A 21342-nucleotide genomic window follows, 5' to 3' on the forward strand; every position below is an offset into this window, starting at 1 on the left:
TCAGGCCCCCGCAGCGGGGGCGCGCGCGGCCGCGGACCGGCCCTGCGCCTGCAGCGCGAAGCCCAAGATCACCGCGAAGCACAGCGCCGGCACCGCCATCGCCCAATGGATGCCGGCCACGTCCGATACCGCGCCCATCAGCGCGGTCAGCGCCGCGCCGCCGATGATCGCCATCACGATCAGCGACGAGCCGAGCTTGCGCGCGTCGTCGCCCAGGCCTTCCAGGCCCAGCGCGAAGATGGTCGGGAACATCACCGACATGAACATGCTGCTGGCCACCAGCGCGTACAGCCCGATCCAGCCCGGCAGCGCGATCGCCACGCCGCACAGCAGCAGGTTGAGCAGCGCGAACACGCCCAGCAGCCGCGCCGGCGTCACGTAGCGCAGCAACGCGGTGCCGATGAAGCGGCCAACCATGAACAGCACCAGCGAGATGGTCAGGAAGCTCGCCGCGGTCTTTTCCGGTGTGCCCGGTACGCCGTCCTGCAGGTAGCGGATCAGGTAGCTCCAGATGCCGACCTGCGCGCCGACGTAGAAGAACTGCGCGACCACCGCGAACACGAAGCGGCCGTTGCGCAGCAGCGGGCCGAAATAGGCCTTGCCGCCGCTGGCGTCGGCGCCGCTGTCGCGGGTGGCCGGGAAGCGGGTCAGCGCGATCAGCAGCGCCCACAGCACCACCACCGCGCCGATGATCAGGTACGGCGTCTGCACCGCGGCCGATTCGGCGGCGAAGAAAGTCTCGCGCGCGGCCGGCGTCATCGCCGCCAGTTGCTGCGGCGTGTGCTCCACGCCGGACAGGATGAAGTGCTGGCCGATCAGCACGCCGGTGATCGACCCCAGCGGATTGAACGCCTGTGCCAGGTTCAGGCGCCGCGCCGCGCCCTCGGCCGGACCGAGCACAGTGACCAACGGATTGGCGGTGGTTTCCAGGAACGCCAGGCCGCTGGCGATCACAAACAGCGCCAGCAGGAACAGCCCGTAGGTGTGCTCCTGCGCGGCCGGGTAGAACAGGAACGCGCCGGCCGCGTACAGCAGCAGCCCCAGCACCACCGCGGCCTTGTAGCTGAAGCGGCGCATGAACATCGCCGCCGGGATCGCGAACACGAAGTAGCCCAGGTAGAACGCGCTCTGCACCAGCCCGGCCTGCAGGTCGGACAGCTCGAACGCCTTCTTGAACTGCTTGATCAGGATGTCGTTGAGGTTGTTCGCCATGCCCCACAGAAAGAACAGGCTGACGATCAGGACCAGGGGCACGAGCGCGGTACGCGCCAGGTTGCCAGGCGCCGCTGTTGCGGTGTCGCTGCTGTAGTGCATGCCGCCTACCCCTCCCAGGATGTGCCGCGTCGCGTTGGGTTGTGGCCGGAGCGTACTGCGACCGTTGTCGCCATGCAAATATAAAATCCGTGTTTATATTTGCATGGCCTGACGCGGGTGCGCGATGTGTCCAACGATTGGCGCGCGCTGTCTTTGCAGTCGGCATCGCCGACGTGGATGCGTCTGGCCTCGGCGCACTCTCGGTCATCCGCGCGCCAGGCGTGGACCGGTTTCGCCGCGCTTCTGTCCCCGGACATTCGCTGTACCCTAGCGCCCTCCCACATCCCAGCCGGGCCTCGACGGAATGACCACGCCCCCGCCCAAGTACCGCGCGCCCGCCCTGGACAAGGGCCTGGACATCCTCGAGTTGCTGGCGCGCGACGCGCGGCCGATGACCATGAGCGAGATCTCGCAGGGCATCGGCCGCTCGCGCGGCGAGATCTTCCGCATGCTGCAGGTGCTCGAAGAGCGCGGCTACCTGAGCAAGGGCGGGCCGGGCGAGGGCGGCTACGTGCTGACCAACCGCCTGTTCATGCTCGGCATGCAGCAGCCGCAGGTGCAGAACGTCACCGAGCTGGCGTTGCCGGTGATGCGTCGCCTGGCCGATGCGATCCGCCAGCCGTGCCATCTGGTGGCGCCATCGGACGACCAGATCGTGGTCATCGCGCAGATGGACGTGCCCAGCGACCTGGGCCTGGTGGTGCGCCCGGGCCATCGCCGCCCGCTCGCCCATTCCACCTCCGGGCTGGTGCTGTTCGCCTTCCAGCAGCCCGACGCGCAGGCGCGGCTGCTGCAGCGCCTGGACGCCAGCGACATGGCCTACGACCGCGCCGCGTTCGTCGCCGCCGCCGCGCAGGTGCGTGCGCTGGGTTACAGCATCCACCCCAGCGAAGCGGTGGTCGGCGTGGTCGACCTGACTGCGCCGATCCTGCAGCACGGCAGCGCGATCTACACCCTGACCGTGCCCTTCATCGAACGCCGCCCGCAGGAAATCGACGCGGAAGCCGCGATGCAAGCGGTGTGCGCGGCGGCGGCGGAGATCACCCGCGCGCTGATGTACAGCCCGCCGCGCAACGGCGCGGGCTGACCCCCGGTTCGATCCTGCCGCCGGCCGGTGCGAAGGCCAGCGGGAGGAGGCTGCGTCGGTCGCCCATGGCGACGTGGCGTCGCCGAAGCGGCGCCGCGGCAATCGCCACCGGACCTGCGCGGGATGGCGTTGCAGTCCGGCCACTGGCGGCGGCGATGCAAGGCGTCGGTTGCGGTGCCGAGCCGTTCGCTGTCATCGCGCCAGACCCATGTCACCGGCCAGAAGCGGCCGGATCGGCCTCGTCCTCATGCCGCTTGCTCCACCCCGGTCACCAGCCCCAGCCGGATCAGGCTTTCGGCGGTGGCGACGATGGCGTCCTCGCGCGGACGCGGTGTCCAGCCCAGCAGGCGCCTCGCCTTCTCGCTGGTGGCGTTCATGTTCCGCCCCAGCAACGGCACCGAGCCGCGCATGGCCGGATCCTTCAGCGCGCCCAGGCGCACCACCCAGTTGGGAAGCACCCGCGTATTGACCTTGCGCGCCGCCGTTCCCATGCGTTGCTTCAGCACCTGCGCCACCTCGCCCAGCCACAGGCTGTCGCCAGAGATCGCGATGAAGCGCTCGCCGTTGGCGGCCGGATCCGTCATGGCGCGCAGGTGCAGGTCTGCGACATCGCGCACGTCGACGAAGCCGCAGTTGATCTTCGGGCAGCCGGGCTGCCCTTCCAGCAGGTGCTTGATCAGGCGGATCGAGTGCGAGTAGTCCGCGCCCAGTACCGGGCCGAGCACCGCGGTCGGATTGACCACGGACAGCTCCAGCCCGTTGCCTTCGCGCGCAACGAAGTCCCACGCGGCGCGCTCGGAGAGCGTCTTCGATTTCTGGTAAAGCCAGACATCGCCGGACAGGTCGCTCCAGTCGGTCTCGTCGAACGGCCTGTCCCTCTTGCCGTGTCCCGCACAGATCGCGCCGAAGGCGGAGGTCAGCACGACGCGGGCGACGCCGGCCGCGCGCGCGGCGCGCAGCACGCGCAGGTTCCCGTCCACCGCGGGCCTGACCCAGTCGTCCTCGGATGTCTGCTGGCCGGTCGGCGTCGGCGAGGCGCCGTGCATGACGTAGGCGCATCCCGCCGCCGCGTCCGCCCAGTGCTCGTCCCTGTCCAGGTCGGCCTGGACGAAGGACAGGCGCTCGCCGGGCTCGGCGCCGCCCGCCTGCAGCTGCTGCCGCACTTCCGCTTCGCGCGCCAGCGTGCGCACGGTGGTGCGGACCCGATAGCCCGCGCCGAGCAGCGCCAGGATGCAGTACTGCGCGATGAAACCGGTGCCTCCGGTGACCAGCACGGTCTTGTTCATGTCGTGTCCTCCATGCCGCCACGCGGGTGATCCGGCGCTCGAAGCTGGCATGTATACAGCTGTATACATCCGGTGCAGACGTTTGTCTACGCGCGTATACTTTGGCCATGAAGAAAGCCGCCAGCGCCCCCAAGCCCCGCCCGCGCGATGCCGAAGCCACGCGCGAGGCGATCCTCGCGTCCGCCCGCCGCGCGTTCGCCCAGTCCGGCTACGACGGCGCAGGGGTGCGCGAGATCGCGGCGGGCGCCGGGGTGACGGCGATGATGGTGAACCGCTACTTCGGCTCCAAGGAGCAGTTGTTCGCCGAAGTGGTCGAAGCGACCATGACCCAGGGCAGCCTGATCGCAGGCGGCATCATGGATCGGCCGGATCCCGGCAAGGCGCTGGCCGAAGCGCTGGTCAGGATGACGCGCGCCGATGCCACGCCGCTGGACGGTTTCCTCATCACCTTCCATTCCGCATCCAGCCAGCTGGCCGCGCACATAGGCCGCGACAAGATCGCCGCCCATCATCTGAAGACGGTCACCGCCGCCCTGGACGGCGCGCTTCCCGCCGAACGCGCGGCGCTGATCCTGGCCATGATCTCGGGCTTCCAGGTCATGCGGCAGATGATCGCCTTGCCCGCGCTGGCCGACGCCGACGAGACCGAGCTTGCCCAGCTCCTTGGCCAGGTGTTCGACCGGTTGATCGGCTCGAGCTAGGTAGTCGCTGCGTCGCCTGCGGTGGCGGATCCGACGATCGATGCAGCGCACCCTGGAGCGCTGCATGGGCGCCGCGAGTGCTGCCGGGGCGAAGAGGTCATCGCAGCGGCAGCCGAAGGCGTTGAAGGCTCGCTGACGGAGGGGGGCCCTGAATCGAAGCGCGTCCGGTCCGGCCGACATCACCGTCAGGCCGGTGCCGAGCATGGGGGCCATCCGGCCATCGGAAATGCGCTGGTGCAGTGCAGCGTGCATTGTCACCGCTTCATAATTATATCGTAATTACACTTTCGGCCGGCCGCGCTGCCAGGCGCTGCCGCCCTCCCTTTCGCCGACGGATAGCCTCATGTCTCAAGACTGGAACACGCTCGCCGACAATCGCCGGCAACGCCTGCAGCGGGCCGAAGGGCTGGCGCGCGGACGCTTGGTGGAGGCCAAGGACGCGGTGGCGCTGCTGGAGGCGGTGATCGAGCCGGGCGACCGCGTCTGCGTGGAAGGCAACAACCAGAAGCAGGCCGATTTCCTGTCGCAGTGCCTGACCGAGGTCGATCCGGCGCGGGTGCACGGGCTGCACCTGTTGCAGTCGGTGCTGGCGCTGCCTTCGCACCTGGACGTGTTCGAGCGCGGCATCGCGCAGCGCCTGGATTTCTCCTTCTCCGGCCCGCAGGCGCTGCGCCTGGCGCGGCTGGTCGCCGACAAGCGCATCGAGATCGGCGCGATCCACACCTACCTGGAACTGTTCGGCCGCTATTTCGTCGACCTGACCCCGCGCGTGGCGCTGGTCGCGGCGCAGGCCGCCGACCGCCAGGGCAATCTCTACACCGGGCCGAACACCGAGGACACGCCGGTGATCGCCGAGGCCACCGCGTTCAAGGGCGGCATCGTCATCGCCCAGGTCAACGAGATCGTCGACACGCTGCCGCGCGTGGACATCCCGGCCGACTGGGTCGGCTACGTGGTGCAGGCGCCGCGCCCGCACTACATCGAACCGCTGTTCACCCGCGACCCGGCGCAGATCTCCGAGATCCAGGTGCTGATGGCGATGATGGCGATCAAGGGCATCTACGCCGAATACGGCGTGGACCGGCTCAACCACGGCATCGGCTTCGATACCGCCGCGATCGAGCTGCTGCTGCCCACCTATGCCGAATCGCTGGGCCTGCGCGGCAAGATCTGCCGGCACTGGGCGCTGAATCCGCATCCGGCGCTGATCCCGGCGATCGAGTCGGGCTTCGTCAAATCGGTGCACTCGTTCGGCTCGGAACTGGGCATGGAGAAGTACATCGCCGCGCGCGCCGACGTGTTCTTCGCCGGCCCGGACGGATCGATGCGCTCCAACCGCGCGTTCTCGCAGACCGCGGGGCTGTACGCCTGCGATATGTTCATCGGCTCCACGCTGCAGATCGACCTGCAGGGCAACAGTTCCACCGCCACCCGCGACCGCATCGCCGGCTTCGGCGGCGCGCCGAACATGGGCTCGGATGCGCGCGGCCGCCGCCACGGCAGCACCGCCTGGCTCAAGGCCGGGCGCGAGGCGGCGCGGCCGGGCGAGATGCCGCGCGGGCGCAAGCTGGTGGTGCAGATGGTGGAGACCTTCCGCGAACACATGGCGCCGGCCTTCGTCGACCGGCTCGATGCCTGGGAACTGGCCGAGCGCGCGAACATGCCGCTGCCGCCGGTGATGATCTACGGCGACGACGTCAGCCATGTGCTGACCGAAGAAGGCATCGCCAACCTGCTGCTGTGCCGCAGCGCCGAGGAGCGCGAACAGGCGATCCGCGGCGTGGCCGGCTACACCGCGGTGGGCCTGGGCCGCGACAAGCGCATGGTCGAGAACCTGCGCGACCGCGGCGTGATCCGCCGCCCCGAGGACCTGGGCATCCGCCTGCGCGACGCCAGCCGCGACCTGCTGGCCGCGCGCAGCGTCAAGGATCTGGTGCGCTGGTCCGGCGGCCTGTACGCGCCGCCGCAACGCTTCCGCAACTGGTAAGGGGCATCGATGGAAACCCTTCGCTATCGCTACGACGGGCGCCTGGCGCCGAACGGCCGGCTCGACCACGTGCTGGTCGGCGTGGTGTCTTCCGGCAATCTGGAAGTGCTGATCGAACCGCAGGACCTGGGTGGCGCGATGCAGATCGAGATCGTCACCGCCGCCGACGGCTTCGGCACGATCTGGCAGGCGGTGCTCGACGATTTCGCCGCGCGCCACCCGCTGCGCGACGTGCGCATTTCGATCAACGACGTCGGCGCCACGCCGGCGGTGGTCGGCTTGCGCCTGGACCAGGCGGTGGAAGCCTTGCAGGAGGATGCGTGATGCGCCGGAGTTCGGTCTTCGCCAGGCGTCGCGGCGCACGCGCTGAGCTTCGTGCGGGAGGGGCTTCAGCGCCGACTGTCTCTGGAGTCGGCGACATGGTGGCTCCGTTGGTCGCGGCTGAAGCCGCTCCTACAGGGGGCGCTGGCCTTGCGGTAGGCGCTTCGGTTCCCAAGGCATCCGCGATGGCCGCTGTTCGGGCGTTGCTCGTCGCGACTGAAGTCGCTCCCACAAGGGATGCCTTGCCTGCGAGGAGCCCTGTGGGAGGGACTTCAGTCCCGACTGTGGCCGCAGCCTGCGCTATTTCGGCTTCGTTGGTCGCGGCTGAAGCCGCTCCTACAGGAAGCGTTGTTGCATCCGTGCCGCCCGCGTCGCACGCCTATCGCCCATACCGGAGCTGCGCATGAGCGCGATCCCCAACAACCGCCGCCCGCGCAGCTTCTACGAGGCCGACGCGCGCGCGCGCATCGCCGGCTTGCTCGATCCGGGTTCGTTCCGCGAGTTCGTCGGTCCGCGCCAGCGCGCGATGAGTCCGCACCTGGCGCAGCTGGACCAGCCCGGCGCGTTCGACGATGGCATCGTGGTTGGCGAAGGCCAACTCGACGGACGCACGGTGCTGATCGCCGCGCAGCAGGGCCAGTTCATGGGCGGAGCGGTCGGCGAGGTGCATGGCGCCAAGCTCACCGGGCTGCTGCAGCGCGCCGCGGCGACCACGCCGGCGGCGGTGCTGCTGTTGCCCGATACCGGCGGCGTGCGCCTGCACGAGGCCAATGCCGGCTTGATCGCGATTTCCGAAATCATGCGCGCCACGCTGGACGCGCGCGCCGCCGGCGTGCCGGTGCTGGCGCTGATCGGCAGCGGCAACGGCTGCTTCGGCGGCATGGGCATCGTCAGCCGCTGCTGCTCGCGCATCGTCATGTCCGAGGAAGGACGGCTGGGCCTGTCGGGTCCGGAAGTGATCGAGACCGTGCGCGGCGTGGAGGAATTCGATTCGCGCGACCGCGCCCTGGTGTGGCGCGTGACCGGCGGCAAGCACCGCTACCTGCTCGGCGAGGCGCAGGCCCTGGTCGCCGATGCGATCGAGGAGTTCCGCGCCGCGGCGATCGCCGCGTTGGCGGTGCCACCGCCGGCCGAGGACGACGATGGCCTGGCGCGCATCGCCGCCGAACACGCCGCGCTGCGCCGGCGGCTGGAGACCTACGGCGACTGCCGCGACGGCGTGGACATCTGGCGCCGGCAAGGCATCGCCGATCCCGACGCGCTGCCGCTGCTGGACACCGCCGCCTTCCTTGCCGCCGTCGCCGACCGGAGCCCGTGATGGAACTGACCCCCCTGCTGCAGCAACTGTTCCCGCTCGGCCACCGCATCGAGGTGCATGACGGCGTGATCGGCGGCAGCGCCACCACCGCACTGGGTGAGGTCACCGTGATCGGCAGCGCCGACAAACTCGAGGTGGGCGTGGAGCACGCGCTGGCGCTGGCCGCCGCGGTGCTGGACAGCACCCGCGCGCACCCGCAGCGGCCGATCGTGATGCTGGTCGATACCGCCGGGCAGCGGCCGTCGCGCAAGGACGAACTGCTCGGCATCAACGGCTATTTCGGCCATCTGGCGCAATGCCTGGACCTGGCGCGGCGCCGCGGTGCACGGCTGCTCACGCTGGTCTACGGCGAATCGGTGAGCGGCGGCTTCCTCGCCTTCGGGCTGATGGCCGACGCGATCTACGCGTTGCCCGAGGCGCAGGTGCGGGTGATGGACCTGCGCGCGATGGCGCGGGTCACCAAGCAGCCGCTGGAGAAGCTGCAGGCGCTGAGCAAGAGTTCTCCGGTGTTCGCGCCGGGCGTGGAGAACTACGTGGCGATGGGCGCGGTGCAGGCGGTGTGGACCGGCGATCTGGCGCAAGCGCTGGTCGCCGCGCTGCAGGCGCCGCTGCTGGGCGACATGCGCGCGCAACGCGGCGCCGAGCGCAACGGCCGCCTGCTCGCCGCGCCGATCGCCGCGGAGGTCGCCGCCGGCCATGCATGAGCCGCTTGCCCGGCACGATCTGGTCTGGCTGGCGGCCGATGCGCCGTGGCAGGCGCGCACGCCTGGTGCGCAGGCGCGCTTGCGTGATTGGTTCGCCGCCGGCCATCCGGCGATCGTCGCGCGCGGCGATCACAGCGACGACGCGCAGGTGCTGCGTCTCGGCGTGCCGTTGCCGCCGGTCGAGGGCAAGCAGCGGCTGTCGTTGTCGGCCGAGCGCGGCGCGGTGCTGCGACAGCGCGCCGCGCTGACGCTGGACGAGGTCTGCGCGCAGGTGCAGGGACTGCCGGATTGGCAACCGCCGCTGCACGACCTGCAGGCGCTGTCCGCCACGCATGGTTTGACCCCGCGCGTGTTCGGCGCCTTCGCCTGGCAGGCGCTGACCGGCTTGCCCTACGTGCATGCCGGCTCGGACATCGACCTGCTGTGGCAGTTGCCCTCGCCGGCGCAGGCGGGCGCACTGCTCGCCGACCTGGCGCGCTGGGAGCAGCGCCACGGCCGCCGCGTCGACGGCGAAGTGCTGTTGCCCGATGGCAGCGCGGTGAGCTGGCGCGAACTGGCCGGCGACAGCGCGCAACTGCTGGTCAAGGCGTTGCGCGACTGCCGGCTGCAGCCGCGCGTAACGCTGCTGCAGGCGTGGGGGGCATGATGGAACTGCAGGCGCTGCGCGGCGTGGAAGACGGCTGCTTCCCGGCATCGCCGGCGCCCGCAGCAGCCGACGTGTCGGCACCAGAAGCGGTCGGGGCTGAAGCCCCTCCCACAGCGCAGGTAGCAGGCGATCCGCAAGCTCTTGTAGGAGCGGCTTCAGCCGCGACGAACGAAGCCGCGGTCTTCTCGATACCGGAAGCGGTCGGGCCTGAAGTCCCTCCCACAGTGCATGCGGCCGGCCATCCGCAAGCCCCTGTAGGAGCAGCTTCAGCCGCGACGAACGAAGCCACGATCTTTCCGATGCCGGAAGCGGTCCGGGCTGAAGTCTCTCCTGCAGCGCATGCAGTCGGCCATCCGCAAGCCCCTGCAGTAGCGGCTTCAGCCGCGACGAACGAAACCGCGGTCTTTCCGGTACCGGAAGCGGTCCGGGCTGAAGTCCCTCCTGCAACGCATGTAGCCGGCCATCCGCGAGCCCCTGTAGAAGCGGCTTCAACCGCGACGAACGAAGCCGAGCTCTTTCCAGCCCCGCAAACGGCCGGGACCGAAGCCCCTCCCTCAGGGCTCGTCGCACGCACGGCATCCCCTGTGGGAGCGACTTCAGTCGCGACGAACGAAGCCCGAGCAGCGACGGCGCAATTCGCCAGCCGTCCGCGAGCGACTGCGGCCGCAACCAATACAGCGGCGACCGCTCCACACCGCCTGGCCCTGCCACACCGCCTCGGCCGTCTCGCCGTCGCCAGCCTGCATGCAGAGCTGGCCTGCGCGCCGAAGCCCGGGCTGGTCACGCCGTTCGATCGCGGCAGCCACGACGACATGGATGCCGGCACCTTCCTACGCAGCCTGTTCGCGTTGCGCGGCTACTTCGTCGCGATCGCCGCCGCCGGTGCCGCCGACGCACCGTTCGCGACGCTGCGCCAGCTCGGCATCGGCGCCGAGCGCGCCATGCTGCGCGCCACCGGCGGCATCAACACGCACCGCGGTGCGATCTTCAGCCTGGGCCTGTTGGTCGCCGCGGCCGCGCGGCTGCGCACGCACACCGCGACGGCGCCCGCCGGCGAGGCGGTCTGCGCCGCGGTCGGCGCATGGCGCGAGGCGCTGCTGGATGCGCCGCTGGACCCGCGCAGCCACGGCCAGCGCATGCGTCGCCTGCATGGCGTCGCCGGCGTGCGCGAGCAGGCGGCCGACGGCTTCCCGTTGCTGCGCGAGGTGGCGCTGCCGGCGCTGCGCAGCGCGCTGCGTGCCGGTCTCGCGCGCGACGCCGCCATGGCGCAGGCCCTGCTGCAGCTGATCGCGCGCACCGACGATCTGAACCTGCTGCACCGCGGCGGCCGCGAGGGCCTGCGCTTCGCGCAACGCAGCGCCCAAGCCTTCCTCGACGCAGGCGGCACGCTGCAGCCGGACTGGCGCCAGCAGCTCGCGCGCCTCGGCAACGCCTTCGTCGCACGCCGGCTCAGCCCGGGCGGCAGCGCCGACCTGCTCGCCTGCGCCTGGTTCCTGCTCCGCCAGGAGCAGCCATGAGCCTGGCGCTGCTATGCCCGGGGCAGGGCGCGCAACATCCGGCGATGTTCGACTACAGCGCCGGCGCGCCTGCGGCGGAGGCGGTGCTGGCTGCGGCGGCGCAGGTGCTCGGCGCCGATCCGCGCGCACTGGCCGGCAGCGATGCGCGCTACGACAACGCGATCGCGCAGCCGCTGGTCTGCGCCGCGGCGCTGGCCAATGCCGCGGCGCTGTCGCCGCAGTTGCCGGCGCCGGCGCTATTGCTCGGCTACAGCATCGGCGAGCTAGCCGCGCACGCGCTGGGCGGCGGGCTGGACGCGCCGGCCTGCCTGGCGCTGGCGGTGCAGCGCGCGCAGCGCATGGACGCCGCCAGCCGCAACGGCGACGGCCTGATCGCGGTGCAGGGCCTGCTGTGCGATGCGGCCGAGGCGCTGTGCGCGCAGACCGGCCTGCACCTGGCCATCGTCAACGGCGACGACCATCTGATTCTCGGCGGCCATGCCGACGCGCTGGCGCAGGGCGAGCGCCAGGCGCGCGCGCAGCGCGCGCGGGTCACGCGCCTGCCGGTGGCGGTGGCCGCGCACACGCCGCTGCTGGCGGACGCGGCGCAGGCGTTCGCCGCCGACCTGCGCGCCGCGCCGCTGGCCGCGCCGCGCGCCACGCTGCTGGCCGGCATCGACGGGCACCGCATCGGCGATCGCGACGACGCCATCGCCGCCTTGTCGGCGCAGCTGGCGACGACGTTGGACTGGGCCGGAACGCTGCGCCAGGCCGCCGAGCGCGGCGCGCGCGTGTTCCTGGAACTGGGACCGGGCTGCGCGCTGGCGCGCATCGCGCGCGCGCTGCTGCCGGAGTGCCAGGCGCGGTCGGTGGAAGAGTTCGGCAGCCTGGCCGCGGCGGCGGCCTGGGTGCGGCAGGCGGAGCAACGCATGCAGTGATGCAGCCGTGGCGGCGATGGGGGCGGCGATGGGAGCCGTCGCGCCGCAACGGAGTTGGCAGTTGGCGATCGACCCAGGGTGGCGGGTGGCCATTCGCGGCAGTGGTACGGATCCAGCAAGCTCGGGAGGGCGCATGAGTCCACAAATCGCGACGATCATCGGCTTGATCGTCATGTTCATCGTGGCCACCGCGTTGCCGGTCAACATGGGCGCAGTCGCGTTCGCGTTGGCCTTCATCGTCGGTGGCGTCTGGGTCGGCATGGACGGGAAGGAGGTCTTGGCCGGGTTCCCCGGCGACCTGTTCCTGACCCTGGTCGGCATCACCTATCTGTTCGCGATCGCGCGCAACAACGGCACCATCGATCTGTTGGTGCATTGGGCGGTGCGCGCGGTCCGCGGCAAGATCGTGGCGATCCCGTGGGTGATGTTCGTGGTCACCGCGGTGCTGACCGCGTTCGGCGCGCTGGGGCCGGCGGCGGTGGCGATCATCGGTCCGGTCGCGCTGCGCTTCGCCAAGCAGTACCGGATCAATCCGCTGCTGATGGGCCTGCTGGTGATCCACGGCGCGCAGGCCGGCGGTTTTTCGCCGATCAGCGTGTACGGCGGCATCACCAACAAGGTGGTGGAAAAGGCCGGGCTGGACGTCACCGAGATGGCGGTGTTCCTGACCAGCCTCGGCTTCAACCTGCTGATGGCGCTGATCTGCTTCTTCGCCTTCGGCGGCCTGGCGCTGCTGCGGCGCGGCCAGGCGCCGTCGCTGGCCACGGCCGAGTACGTGCCGGTGGGCGACCAGTCCTCGCACCGCCAGTTCGCGATCGAAGGCCACGGCGCGCTGCTGTCGGCCGGCGGCGGCACCTTGTCGACCGATCCGGCGGCGCTGGAGGCGGTGAGCCTGAACCGCGATCGCGTGCTGACCCTGTTCGGCCTGCTCGGCCTGGGCGTGGCCTCGCTGAGCTACAACCTCAACGTCGGCCTGGTCTCGATCACGGTGGCGGTGGTGCTGGCGCTGCTATCGCCCAAGGCGCAGAAGGGCGCGGTGGACGGCATCAGCTGGTCCACGGTGCTGCTGATCAGCGGCGTGGTCACCTACGTGGCGGTGCTGCAGGAGAGCGGGGCGGTGGACTACATCGGCAACGGCGTGTCCAGCATCGGCATCCCGCTGCTCGGCGCGCTGCTGGTGTGCTACGTCGGCGGCATCGTCTCCGCGTTCGCCTCCTCGGCGGCGGTGCTGGGCGCGACCATCCCGCTGGCGGTGCCGTTCCTGCTGCAGGGCCACCTCGGCGCGGCCGGCGTGATCTGCGCGTTGGCGATCTCCTCCACGGTGGTGGACGTGAGCCCGTTCTCGACCAACGGCGCGCTGGTGGTGGCCTCGGCCGCCCCGGACGAACGCGAGTCGCTGTACAAGCGCTTCCTGATCTACAGCGGCCTGGTGGTCCTGTTCGGCCCGCTGCTGGCGTGGCTGCTGCTGGTGGTGCCGGGGTGGCTGTGAGGCCGGGATTGGGGATTCGGCATTGGGGATTGGTTAGAGCGGATCGCGGTTGCTGATCCAACGTGAGTTGCACAAAAAAGAGCCGGCCCTTGGGTCGGCGCTTTCTTGTGCATAGTTTCAACCAGCGCATCAGCTCATCGGCGCAGCAGATGCTGCCGTTACGAATCCCGAATCTCCAATCCCTAATCCCGGCCGCTAGGCAACGGCGCCGGCACATTGAGCTTGCCGCCGGCGGCCACGTACATCGCCAGCGCGTTGCCCTGGCTTTGCAGGTGCCGGTTCATGGTGCGCTCGGCGCCTTCGGCGTCGCCGCGGCGGAAACAGTCCATCAGCTCGCGGTGCTCGGACAGCGATTGCTGCATGCGTCCGGGCGCCAGCAGCTGGCGCCCGCGGTGCATCTTGAGGATGCGGTGCAGGTCGTGGGTGACGCGGATCAGCCACGGATTGCCGGCGAATTCCTGCACCGATTCGTGGATCAGGTAGTTCTGCCGGTAGTACTCGGCCAGGTCGCCTTCGTCGGCGGCCTGCTCCATGCGCGCATGCAGCGTTTCCAGCCGCGCCAGGCCGGCGGCGTCGACCTTGCGCACCGCCTCGTAGGCGCAGCGGCCTTCCAGCAGCGCCATCACCGGGAACAGCTCGTTGAGGTCTTCCAGGTTCAACCGGGTCACGCGTGCGCCGCGACCGGGCTCGATCTGCACCAGGCCTTCGGCGGCGAGCAGCTTGAGGCTCTCGCGCAGCGGGGTGCGGCTGATGCCCAATTCGGCGACCAGCGCCGGCTCGTCGATCCACTCGCCCGGCGGCAGCACGTAGTCGTAGATCTTCTGCCGCAGCCGCTCGGCCACGTCTTCGTACAGCGCCACGCGCTTGCGCGGTGTGCGGGTGTCGGGCGCGAGGGTCATCGGCGGGTCGAAGCGCTCTGGAGCCTTTGATGGCGATGGCAGCATTCTAGCGGCCGGCGGCAAACGCCGCCGGCTGCGGCACTTCCCGCCGGCAGGTCTACTTGCCTTTCTTCTTGTCCGGGCGCTGCGACAGTGCCGATCCTGCGGCGGTCTTGCTGTCCTTGCCGGTGCGTCCGTCCTTGAGCACCTTGGATGCCGCCTTGCCGGCCTTGGTGCCGGTTTTCTCGTTGTTGGCCATGTGCGCTCTCCATGAGCGCCGCGGTTGCGGCAGACCACTGCATGCGCTTGGCCGCGTCGAGGGCGTGTCATGAAAAGCGCAGCGATTCACGCGGGTTTGCGCGCTGCATGGGCAAGGTAGGCACTGGCAAACCAGGAGTACCCCATGACCCCGACGCGCATCACGATCCGGCTTCCGATTCTCGCGGCGCTCGCCGCCATGGCGCTGAGCGGCTGCGGCAAGCCTGGCGACCAGGCGTCGCGCACCGCCCCGGCGACCTCGCCGGCACCGACCGCCGCGCCGGTCGGCGGCGAAAGCGGACGCGAGGCGATCGCCGGCGACGCGTCTGCCAAGGCGATGCTGCAGGTGCTGGAAGGCAATGCGGTGGCGTTGTCGCAGCAGGCGCTGTCGCGCAATGTCAGCGGCAGCGTCGCCGATTTCGCCCGCGAGGTGGTCGCCGCGCACCAGGGCGCCGCGGCCGCGGACGCCGGCAAGGGTGGACCGGGCGATGCGGAGAAGATCGCCGCGCAGGCGGCCAAGGGCAAAGCGCAATTGCAGGCGCTGGATCAGCAGAAGGACGCATCGGCCTACATGAACGCCTACATGGCGACGATGGTGCGCAGCTATTCCGACGCGCTTAACGTGATCGATGCCGAGCTGGTGCCGGCGGCGCAACAGGACGCGACGAAGCAGGAACTGCAGCAGGCGCGCAAGCGCATCGCCGAGCAACTGGAGCGCGCGCAGGCGCTGGCGTCGGCGCGGTACTGAGCGGATCGACGCGAGGCTGCGCCCGTACCGTCATCCGGCCCTGCGGGCCACCTTCCCTCGAAAAGGGGGCCATGGTTCCGCTGGGAGAAGGGAACAGCCTAGCCCCTCTCCCGTCGGGAGAGGGGTTGGGGTGAGGGTACGGCGCGCAGCGTCTCGCGGAGTTTGGGTCACGAGGCTTCGCCCGTACCCTCATCCGCCCCTGCGGGGCACCTTCTCCCGCTGGGAGAAGGGAACAGCCTCAGCCCCTCTCCCGTCGGGAGAGGGGTTGGGGTGAGGGTCCGGCGCGAAGCGTCTCGCGGAGTTAGGGTGCACGAGGCTTCGCCCGTACCCTCATCCGCCCCTGCGGGGCACCTTCTCCCGATGGGAGAAGGGAACAGCCTCAGCCCCTCTCCCGTCGGGAGAGGGGTTGGGGTGAGGGTACGGCGCGCAGCGTCTCGCGGAGTTGGGTGTACGAAGCTGCGCCCGTACCCTCATCCGCCCCTGCAGGGCACCTTCCCCCCAAAAGGGGGCCATGGTCCCGCTGGGAGAAGGGAACAGCCTAGCCCCTCTCCCGTCGGGAGAGCGGTTGGGGTGAGGGTACGGCGCGCAGCGTCTCGCGGAGTTAGGGTGCACGAGGCTTCGCCCGTACCCTCATCCGGCCCTGCGGGCCACCTTCTCCCGAGGGGAGAAGGGATAGCTGTTAGCCCCTCTCCCCTCGGGAGAGGGATCGAGGTAAAGCTGTCGTGGTCAAATTTCCGCAGCCATACGCCAGGGAACAACCCCTAACCGCCCGCGCTGTCCGCAGCTGCCGCGAGCGGTGCCGGCCGTTCTTCGCGACCATCCGGGTGGCGCGCGAAGCGGTTCGGATCGCTCCCGTGCACCGGCGCCTCGTCCTTCCAGGGCCAGCCGCCGAACTGGGTGCGGCGGTAGTCGGCCATGGCCTGTGCGATCTCGGCCTGGGTGTTCATCACGAAGGGGCCATGTTGCGCGACCGGTTCGGCGATCGGCCGGCCCTGCAGCACCAGGAACTCGCTCTCGGCCGCAGCGCCGTTGACCAGTTCGACCGCCTGATCGGCGCGCAGTTCGATGGCGGCGTGGCGTGTCACCTCGCGTCCGCCCACGGTCACCGAGGCGCCCTTGAAGAAGTACAGGCTGCGGCGCGTGTCCCGGCCTTGCGCGGCGGGCAGCGTCCAGCGTGCGCCGGGCGCCATGCGGATCGTCCAGATGGCCACGTCGGCATCGTCCTGCGCGGCCCACGAATCCGGCGGCGGCGCGAGCGGGCCGCCGGCCGTGCCGGGCGCGGCATCGACGGGGCCGATGCGGCCGGCCACGCAGGCCACGTCGGTCGTGCGGCCGGCGTCGTCGGTGGCGGTGAAGCGCGGCAGGTCTTGCGCCCAGAACATGGTGAAGTGCGGCGCCACCATCTTGCTGCGCGCCGGCAGGTTGAGCCAGATCTGGAACAGCTCCAGCGGGTTGGGCGCGGCGGTGTCGAGCAACGGGAACATTTCCGAATGGACGACGCCGGCACCGGCCGTCAGCCACTGCACGTCGCCGGCGCCAAAGCGCGCTGCCGCGCCGAGCGAGTCGGAATGGTCGATGAGCCCCTGGCGCACGATGGTCACGGTCTCGAAGCCGCGGTGCGGGTGACCGGGAAAGCCGGGGACGTCGCTGCCGTGATACATGCTCCAGCCGTCCTTGCGGCTGAAGTCCTGGCCGATGGCGCGGCCTTCGAGCGACACCGCCGGACCCATCGCGCCATTGCCGGCGGGGTAGGCGTCGTCGTGATAGACGCAGAACAGGAACGGATCGATGGTTTCCCAGGGAAAGCCGAGCGGTTCGATCTGGACGACGGGGTCGGTCATGAAGGTGTCCTTGGTGCGGGCGCGGCTGGGAGGCAGCGGCAATTTATCGAATATGGCGCGCGCTCGGCGGAATGGAAGGCCGGTGTGGAGGACATCCTGTCCCGCACGTGGAACGCGGCCGCGGCGATGCCGTCTCCGCTGCAGGCGCTGTGCGACAACTGCTTCGATGGCGACAGGCTGCGCGAGCGGCGCTCGCGCTGTCGGGTCGCCGCGGCGGCCTGCGCTGCCCGTGCCGATCCGTTGCCGCCGCTGCGGCGCGTCGGACGCATGGCAGGGGATGGCCGCCAATGCCGACGCTGACGCCTTGGGCGGTACAGATGGAGGTGGCAGGCGATTGGCGTCTCTCTCCAAGCCGATTACACACCTGTGGGAGCGACTTCAGTCGCGACGGGCTTTCCGGTAAGGCCTGTCGCGACTGAAGTCGCTCCCACACAGTGTTTCCCGGCGTTCTCCACTCCCGGGCGGGCAGTGTCGGCCCAGAAGGAAACGCTGCGCGCACCGTCACGGACCGCAACGCGGCGAAGGCCGATCATCGCGGTTCCCCCGCGTTTCGCGCCCCCGTGGCGCTGCGCCTTTGCCCAGGTTCCCGCCATGTCCCCGACCTCCGCCGTGCCGCTCCCCGATTCGATGATCGCGATCGAGATCCGCCAACCCGGCGAGCCGGAGGTGCTGGTGCCGGTGCGCCTGCCGCTGCCGCATCCGGGCCGCGGCGAACTGCTGGTGCGGGTGGCCGCGGCCGGGGTCAACCGCCCCGACGTGATGCAGCGCCGTGGCAGCTATCCGCCGCCGCCGGGCGCCTCGCCGCTGCCCGGGCTGGAGTTCGCCGGCGAGGTGGTGGCGCTGGGCGAGGGCGTGGAGCGCTATCGGCTTGGCGATGCGGTGTGCGCGCTGGTCGCCGGCGGCGGCTATGCCGAGTACGCGGTGGTGCACGAGCGCAATGCGCTGCCGGTGCCGTCGCCGTTGCGCCTGGCCGAGGCCGCGGCATTGCCGGAGACCTTCTTCACGGTGTGGGCCAACGTGTTCCAGCGCGGCCGCCTGCAGGCCGGCGAGACCATGCTGGTGCATGGCGGCACCTCCGGCATCGGTAGCGTCGCCACGCTGCTGGGTACCGCGTTCGGCGCGCGGGTGATCAGCACGGTCGGCTCGGCCGACAAGCGCGCGGCCAGCCTGGCGCTGGGCGCGGAGGCGGCGATCCTGTACCGCGAAGAGGACTTCGTCGCCGAGACCCTGCGCCTGACCCATGGCCGCGGCGCCGACCTGATCGTGGACCTGCTCGGCGGCGACTACCTGCCGCGCAACTACCAGGCCGCGGCGCTGGACGGGCGCATCGTGCAGATCGGCATCCAGCAGGGCAAAGTCCGCGAACTGGACCTGATGCCGCTGCTGGCCAAGCGCCTGACCCACACCGGCTCGACCCTGCGCCCGCGCTCGGTGATGGAGAAGGCGGCGATCGCGCGCGAGCTGGAGCAGCAGGTGTGGCCGCTGCTCGAACAGGGCCGGATCAAGCCGCAACTGGACCGCTGCTTCCCGCTGGCCGAGGCGGCGCAGGCGCACGCGCGGATGGAATCCAGCGCGCATATCGGCAAGATCGTGCTGCTGACGCAGGCGGGGACGGGGCAGTGAGCCGGAGACCGTGAGTGCCTGTCGCGGCTGAAGCCGCTCCTACAGTGGGGTCGCATGGCGGAGCAGGTGGATATGCGGGGAGGTAGGCCCAGCGCAGTGAGCGAGGTGCCATAGCGCCCGCAGGCGTTGGTACACCGCCGGCCCGCCCTTGTAGGAGCGGCTTCAGCCGCGACAGGCACCCACCCGCCGCGCCATCCACGCGCCCGCCACGGCCGCGCCGCTGGCTCCGTTCAAGCCCCACCCCGTATATTGCGCCGCACGCGCGGTGGTCCGCGCCTGACTGCCGGTCCTCGCGTGCGCTTTCCGTTCCGTTCCGCCTTGCCGATGCCATTGCTGCGCTGCGCGCTGCTGGCGCTGTTGCTGTGCCTGTGCGCGGCGGCGGGCGCGCAGCCGCAGGACGCGCCGCAGGCGCCCGACCCGCAGGCCCTGCTGGAAGGCGCCGAGCAGACGCTGCAGGACGCGCGGCGCGGCATGGACGCCGCCGATCCGACCGCGCTGCGCGAACTGCTCGACAAGGTCGCCGATGCGCAGCGCGATGCCGATGCCGCGGTCGCGGCGCTGACTCCGCAGTTGGCCCAGGTCGATGCGCGCCTGCAGCAGCTCGGCGAGGCTGTCGCGGGCGAGGCCAGCGACATCGCCGCGCAGCGCAAGGACCTGGCCAAGCAGCGCGCGCCGCTGGATTCGGGGATCAAGCGCGGCAGGCTGCTGGCGGTGGAGGCCAAGCAGCTCGGCGAGCAGATCGAAGGCGTGCAGGCCGAGCACTTCAGCCAGGAACTGTCGCTGCGCTCGGCCTCGCCGCTGTCGCCGGCGCTGTGGCGGCAGATCGCCAGCGATTTCCCCGACGACCGCGAACGCCTGCTCGACCTGTACCGGCTCGGTGCGCAGGCGCTGGACGCGGCGATCGCCAAGAATGGCGCCCGGGGGCTGGGCATCGGCGTGGCCATCGCGTTGGTGCTGCTGTTCCCGTTGCGCTACCTGCTGCGCTGGCTGGGCAAGCGCTATGCGGTCTCGCGCGCGCCGGGCAGCCGCCTGCGCCGCTCCGGGCTGGCGCTGTGGTTCCTGCTGCTGGGCACGCTGACGCCGGGCCTGGCTGCGCTGGTGCTGGCCGAGAGCCTGCGCAGCATCGGCGCGGTGCCGGCGAAGCTGGAGATCGTGGTGCATGGCTTCCTCGTGTACAGCTTCGCCGCCGCGTTCATGGGCTCGCTGGGCGCCAGCGTGCTGCTGCCGAACCAGCCGTCGTGGCGGCTGTTCCCGATCGACGACGCCACCGCGCGGCGCCTGCGCAAGTTCACCTGGGCCACCGCGACGCTGGCCTGGCTCAGCAGCATGCTGCTGGTGATCAATCGGGCCAGCCTGACCAGCGAATCGGCCACGTTCGCCGCCGAGGGCGTCATCGCGCTGGTCTATGCGGTGCTGATCCTGGCGATCCTGACCAGCCTGTCGCGGCTGCGCCGGCGCCAGTACGCCGAAGCCGCGGCGCAGGCGCTGGCCAACGCGCAACCGCCGCCGCCGGGACAGCATGGCGGTGTGCTGGCGCTGGTCGGCATGCTGGTGCGGGTGGTGGTGGTGGTGGCCTTGCTGGCCTCGCTGCTGGGCTATCTGCACCTGGGCCTGTTCATCACCCGGCAGATCATCTGGATCACCATGATCGTCGGCGCGATCCGCCTGCTGATGACCTTCGCCGACGACTTCGCGCTGTGGCTGTTCGCCAGCGAAGGCCGCATCGGGCGCGCCGCCAATGGCGCGTTCGGGGTGCGCGCCAGCCGCCTGGAGCAGGCCGGCGTGCTGACCTCGGCGCTGTTGCGCGTGGTCTTGCTGCTGATCGGCCTGGGCGCGCTGCTGATGCCGTTCGGGACCAACGTGTCGACCCTGACCGACTGGTTTTCGGTGCTGACCCAGGGCATTCCGATCGGCAAGGGTCACCTGTATCTGGGCGACGTCGTGCGCGCGGTGCTGGTGCTGGGCCTGGGCCTGCTGGCGATGCAGTACATCCATGGCTGGCTGACCCAGACCTACCTGCCCAAGACCGAACTGGACGACGGCTCGCGCAATTCGGTCAGCACCGTGGCCCGCTACGCCGGCATCCTGTTCGCGGCGCTGTGCGCGCTGGCGGCGTCGGGCATCGAGGTGGCGCAGATCGCGCTGGTGGTCAGCGCGCTGTCGGTCGGCATCGGCTTCGGCCTGCAGTCGATCATCCAGAACTTCGTGTCCGGCTTGATCCTGCTGGCCGAGCGCCCGGTCAAGATCGGCGACTGGGTCAAGATCGGCGACCAGGAGGGCGACGTGCGCAAGATCAGCGTGCGCTCCACCGAGATCCAGGTCGGCGACCGCTCCACGCTGATCGTGCCCAACTCCGAACTGATCACCAAACCCCTGCGCAACATGACCCTGGCCGGCCCGCTGGGCCGGGTGCAGATCCAGTTCGCGGTGTCGCTGGGCACCGACGTGGTCAAGCTGCGCGAACTGCTGATGCAGCTCTATGCCGCGCACCCGGGCGTGCAGGAGGACCCGGCACCGTCGGTGTTCATCGATTCCATCGCCAGCGGCCACGTCACCCTCAACAGCTTCGCCTACGTCGCCAATCCGCGGCTGGTCTACGGCACCCGCAGCGACCTGTTCTTCAGCCTGCTGCAGCGCCTGGCGGAAGAGGGCATCGCGTTGGAGTCGCCGCAGGAGGTCAAGCTGTTGCGTGATCCGAGGGAGTAGC

At 70.5% G+C, this 21342-nt stretch carries 18 protein-coding genes; 13 read left to right on the forward strand and 5 right to left on the reverse strand.

The genetic code is table 11. The features are described 5' to 3' along the window. Positions 1-1314: an L-fucose:H+ symporter permease gene (gene fucP / locus NUG20_RS02155; RefSeq protein ID WP_263396827.1), complete on the reverse strand. Its 1314-nt coding sequence runs from the start codon at positions 1312-1314 to the stop codon at positions 1-3. A gap of 304 nt (positions 1315-1618) precedes the next feature. Between fucP and NUG20_RS02160 the strand changes: the two genes are divergently transcribed. Continuing rightward, positions 1619-2401 (forward strand): IclR family transcriptional regulator, encoded by a 783-nt coding sequence (locus NUG20_RS02160; RefSeq protein WP_263396828.1) that lies wholly within the window; start codon positions 1619-1621, stop codon positions 2399-2401. 245 nt (positions 2402-2646) lie between these two features. Here NUG20_RS02160 and NUG20_RS02165 read toward each other — a convergent pair whose 3' ends face one another. Then, positions 2647-3687, reverse strand: a complete 1041-nt coding sequence (locus NUG20_RS02165) for an SDR family oxidoreductase (RefSeq protein ID WP_263396829.1) — start codon at positions 3685-3687, stop codon at positions 2647-2649. Between the two features lie 107 nt (positions 3688-3794). On the opposite strand from NUG20_RS02165, the gene NUG20_RS02170 reads away from it, so the two are divergent. The 9 genes from NUG20_RS02170 to NUG20_RS02210 all read left to right on the forward strand — a co-directional run bounded on the left by NUG20_RS02170 (position 3795) and on the right by NUG20_RS02210 (position 13287). After that, the gene (locus NUG20_RS02170; protein WP_263396830.1) at positions 3795-4388 is read left to right on the forward strand and encodes a TetR/AcrR family transcriptional regulator; all 594 of its coding nucleotides are present in this window, start codon (positions 3795-3797) and stop codon (positions 4386-4388) included. A 343-nt stretch (positions 4389-4731) separates the two neighbouring features. After that, the gene (gene mdcA / locus NUG20_RS02175; protein ID WP_263396831.1) at positions 4732-6375 is read left to right on the forward strand and encodes a malonate decarboxylase subunit alpha; all 1644 of its coding nucleotides are present in this window, start codon (positions 4732-4734) and stop codon (positions 6373-6375) included. Positions 6376-6384: 9 nt separating this feature from the next. Beyond that, positions 6385-6699, forward strand: a complete 315-nt coding sequence (mdcC, locus tag NUG20_RS02180) for a malonate decarboxylase acyl carrier protein (protein WP_184412606.1) — start codon at positions 6385-6387, stop codon at positions 6697-6699. A 400-nt stretch (positions 6700-7099) separates the two neighbouring features. After that, entirely contained in the window at positions 7100-8014 is a 915-nt protein-coding gene (locus NUG20_RS02185; RefSeq protein ID WP_263396833.1) for a biotin-independent malonate decarboxylase subunit beta, read from the forward strand. After that, complete coding sequence (gene mdcE / locus NUG20_RS02190) at positions 8014-8718, forward strand: biotin-independent malonate decarboxylase subunit gamma (RefSeq protein WP_263396834.1); 705 nt, start codon at positions 8014-8016, stop codon at positions 8716-8718. The genes NUG20_RS02185 and mdcE overlap by 1 nt, the downstream gene beginning before the upstream one ends. Next, entirely contained in the window at positions 8711-9364 is a 654-nt protein-coding gene (gene mdcG, locus NUG20_RS02195; protein ID WP_263396835.1) for a malonate decarboxylase holo-[acyl-carrier-protein] synthase, read from the forward strand. The genes mdcE and mdcG overlap by 8 nt, the downstream gene beginning before the upstream one ends. A 698-nt stretch (positions 9365-10062) precedes the next feature. After that, positions 10063-10881: a triphosphoribosyl-dephospho-CoA synthase MdcB gene (gene mdcB / locus NUG20_RS02200; RefSeq protein ID WP_263398373.1), complete on the forward strand. Its 819-nt coding sequence runs from the start codon at positions 10063-10065 to the stop codon at positions 10879-10881. Beyond that, positions 10878-11798 (forward strand): acyltransferase domain-containing protein, encoded by a 921-nt coding sequence (locus tag NUG20_RS02205; protein ID WP_263396836.1) that lies wholly within the window; start codon positions 10878-10880, stop codon positions 11796-11798. The genes mdcB and NUG20_RS02205 overlap by 4 nt, the downstream gene beginning before the upstream one ends. A gap of 133 nt (positions 11799-11931) precedes the next feature. Continuing rightward, positions 11932-13287 carry an SLC13 family permease gene (locus NUG20_RS02210; protein ID WP_263396837.1) on the forward strand — a complete coding sequence of 452 codons (1356 nt, stop codon included), beginning with the start codon at positions 11932-11934 and terminating at the stop codon, positions 13285-13287. 182 nt (positions 13288-13469) lie between these two features. Here NUG20_RS02210 and NUG20_RS02215 read toward each other — a convergent pair whose 3' ends face one another. Continuing rightward, the gene (locus NUG20_RS02215; protein WP_263396838.1) at positions 13470-14186 is read right to left on the reverse strand and encodes a GntR family transcriptional regulator; all 717 of its coding nucleotides are present in this window, start codon (positions 14184-14186) and stop codon (positions 13470-13472) included. 97 nt (positions 14187-14283) lie between these two features. Next, positions 14284-14424 (reverse strand): hypothetical protein, encoded by a 141-nt coding sequence (locus NUG20_RS02220; RefSeq protein WP_263396839.1) that lies wholly within the window; start codon positions 14422-14424, stop codon positions 14284-14286. A gap of 144 nt (positions 14425-14568) precedes the next feature. Here NUG20_RS02220 and NUG20_RS02225 point away from each other — a divergent pair, with 144 nt between their 5' ends. After that, positions 14569-15171: a DUF4142 domain-containing protein gene (locus NUG20_RS02225; protein ID WP_263396840.1), complete on the forward strand. Its 603-nt coding sequence runs from the start codon at positions 14569-14571 to the stop codon at positions 15169-15171. A gap of 761 nt (positions 15172-15932) precedes the next feature. Here the strand turns inward: NUG20_RS02225 and NUG20_RS02230 are convergent. Then, positions 15933-17300, reverse strand: a complete 1368-nt coding sequence (locus NUG20_RS02230) for a pirin family protein (RefSeq protein ID WP_263396841.1) — start codon at positions 17298-17300, stop codon at positions 15933-15935. Positions 17301-17603: 303 nt separating this feature from the next. Between NUG20_RS02230 and NUG20_RS02235 the strand changes: the two genes are divergently transcribed. After that, complete coding sequence (locus NUG20_RS02235; protein WP_263396842.1) at positions 17604-18635, forward strand: NAD(P)H-quinone oxidoreductase; 1032 nt, start codon at positions 17604-17606, stop codon at positions 18633-18635. A 324-nt stretch (positions 18636-18959) separates the two neighbouring features. Continuing rightward, positions 18960-21341 (forward strand): DUF3772 domain-containing protein, encoded by a 2382-nt coding sequence (locus tag NUG20_RS02240; protein ID WP_263396843.1) that lies wholly within the window; start codon positions 18960-18962, stop codon positions 21339-21341. The last annotated feature ends 1 nt before the right edge of the window (position 21342 follow it).

Source organism: Xanthomonas sp. CFBP 8443 (assembly GCF_025666195.1).
Lineage (GTDB): Bacteria > Pseudomonadota > Gammaproteobacteria > Xanthomonadales > Xanthomonadaceae > Xanthomonas_A.

Excerpts from the sequence above, each read along its gene's own strand:
- fucP (WP_263396827.1), bottom strand. The coding sequence starts at position 1,314 with ATGCACTACAGCAGCGACACCGCAACAGCGGCGCCTGGCAACCTGGCG.
- NUG20_RS02160 (WP_263396828.1), top strand. The coding sequence starts at position 1,619 with ATGACCACGCCCCCGCCCAAGTACCGCGCGCCCGCCCTGGACAAGGGC.
- NUG20_RS02165 (WP_263396829.1), bottom strand. The coding sequence starts at position 3,687 with ATGAACAAGACCGTGCTGGTCACCGGAGGCACCGGTTTCATCGCGCAG.
- NUG20_RS02170 (WP_263396830.1), top strand. The coding sequence starts at position 3,795 with ATGAAGAAAGCCGCCAGCGCCCCCAAGCCCCGCCCGCGCGATGCCGAA.
- mdcA (WP_263396831.1), top strand. The coding sequence starts at position 4,732 with ATGTCTCAAGACTGGAACACGCTCGCCGACAATCGCCGGCAACGCCTG.
- mdcC (WP_184412606.1), top strand. The coding sequence starts at position 6,385 with ATGGAAACCCTTCGCTATCGCTACGACGGGCGCCTGGCGCCGAACGGC.
- NUG20_RS02185 (WP_263396833.1), top strand. The coding sequence starts at position 7,100 with ATGAGCGCGATCCCCAACAACCGCCGCCCGCGCAGCTTCTACGAGGCC.
- mdcE (WP_263396834.1), top strand. The coding sequence starts at position 8,014 with ATGGAACTGACCCCCCTGCTGCAGCAACTGTTCCCGCTCGGCCACCGC.
- mdcG (WP_263396835.1), top strand. The coding sequence starts at position 8,711 with ATGCATGAGCCGCTTGCCCGGCACGATCTGGTCTGGCTGGCGGCCGAT.
- NUG20_RS02205 (WP_263396836.1), top strand. The coding sequence starts at position 10,878 with ATGAGCCTGGCGCTGCTATGCCCGGGGCAGGGCGCGCAACATCCGGCG.
- NUG20_RS02210 (WP_263396837.1), top strand. The coding sequence starts at position 11,932 with ATGAGTCCACAAATCGCGACGATCATCGGCTTGATCGTCATGTTCATC.
- NUG20_RS02215 (WP_263396838.1), bottom strand. The coding sequence starts at position 14,186 with ATGACCCTCGCGCCCGACACCCGCACACCGCGCAAGCGCGTGGCGCTG.
- NUG20_RS02220 (WP_263396839.1), bottom strand. The coding sequence starts at position 14,424 with ATGGCCAACAACGAGAAAACCGGCACCAAGGCCGGCAAGGCGGCATCC.
- NUG20_RS02225 (WP_263396840.1), top strand. The coding sequence starts at position 14,569 with ATGACCCCGACGCGCATCACGATCCGGCTTCCGATTCTCGCGGCGCTC.
- NUG20_RS02235 (WP_263396842.1), top strand. The coding sequence starts at position 17,604 with ATGTCCCCGACCTCCGCCGTGCCGCTCCCCGATTCGATGATCGCGATC.
- NUG20_RS02240 (WP_263396843.1), top strand. The coding sequence starts at position 18,960 with ATGCCATTGCTGCGCTGCGCGCTGCTGGCGCTGTTGCTGTGCCTGTGC.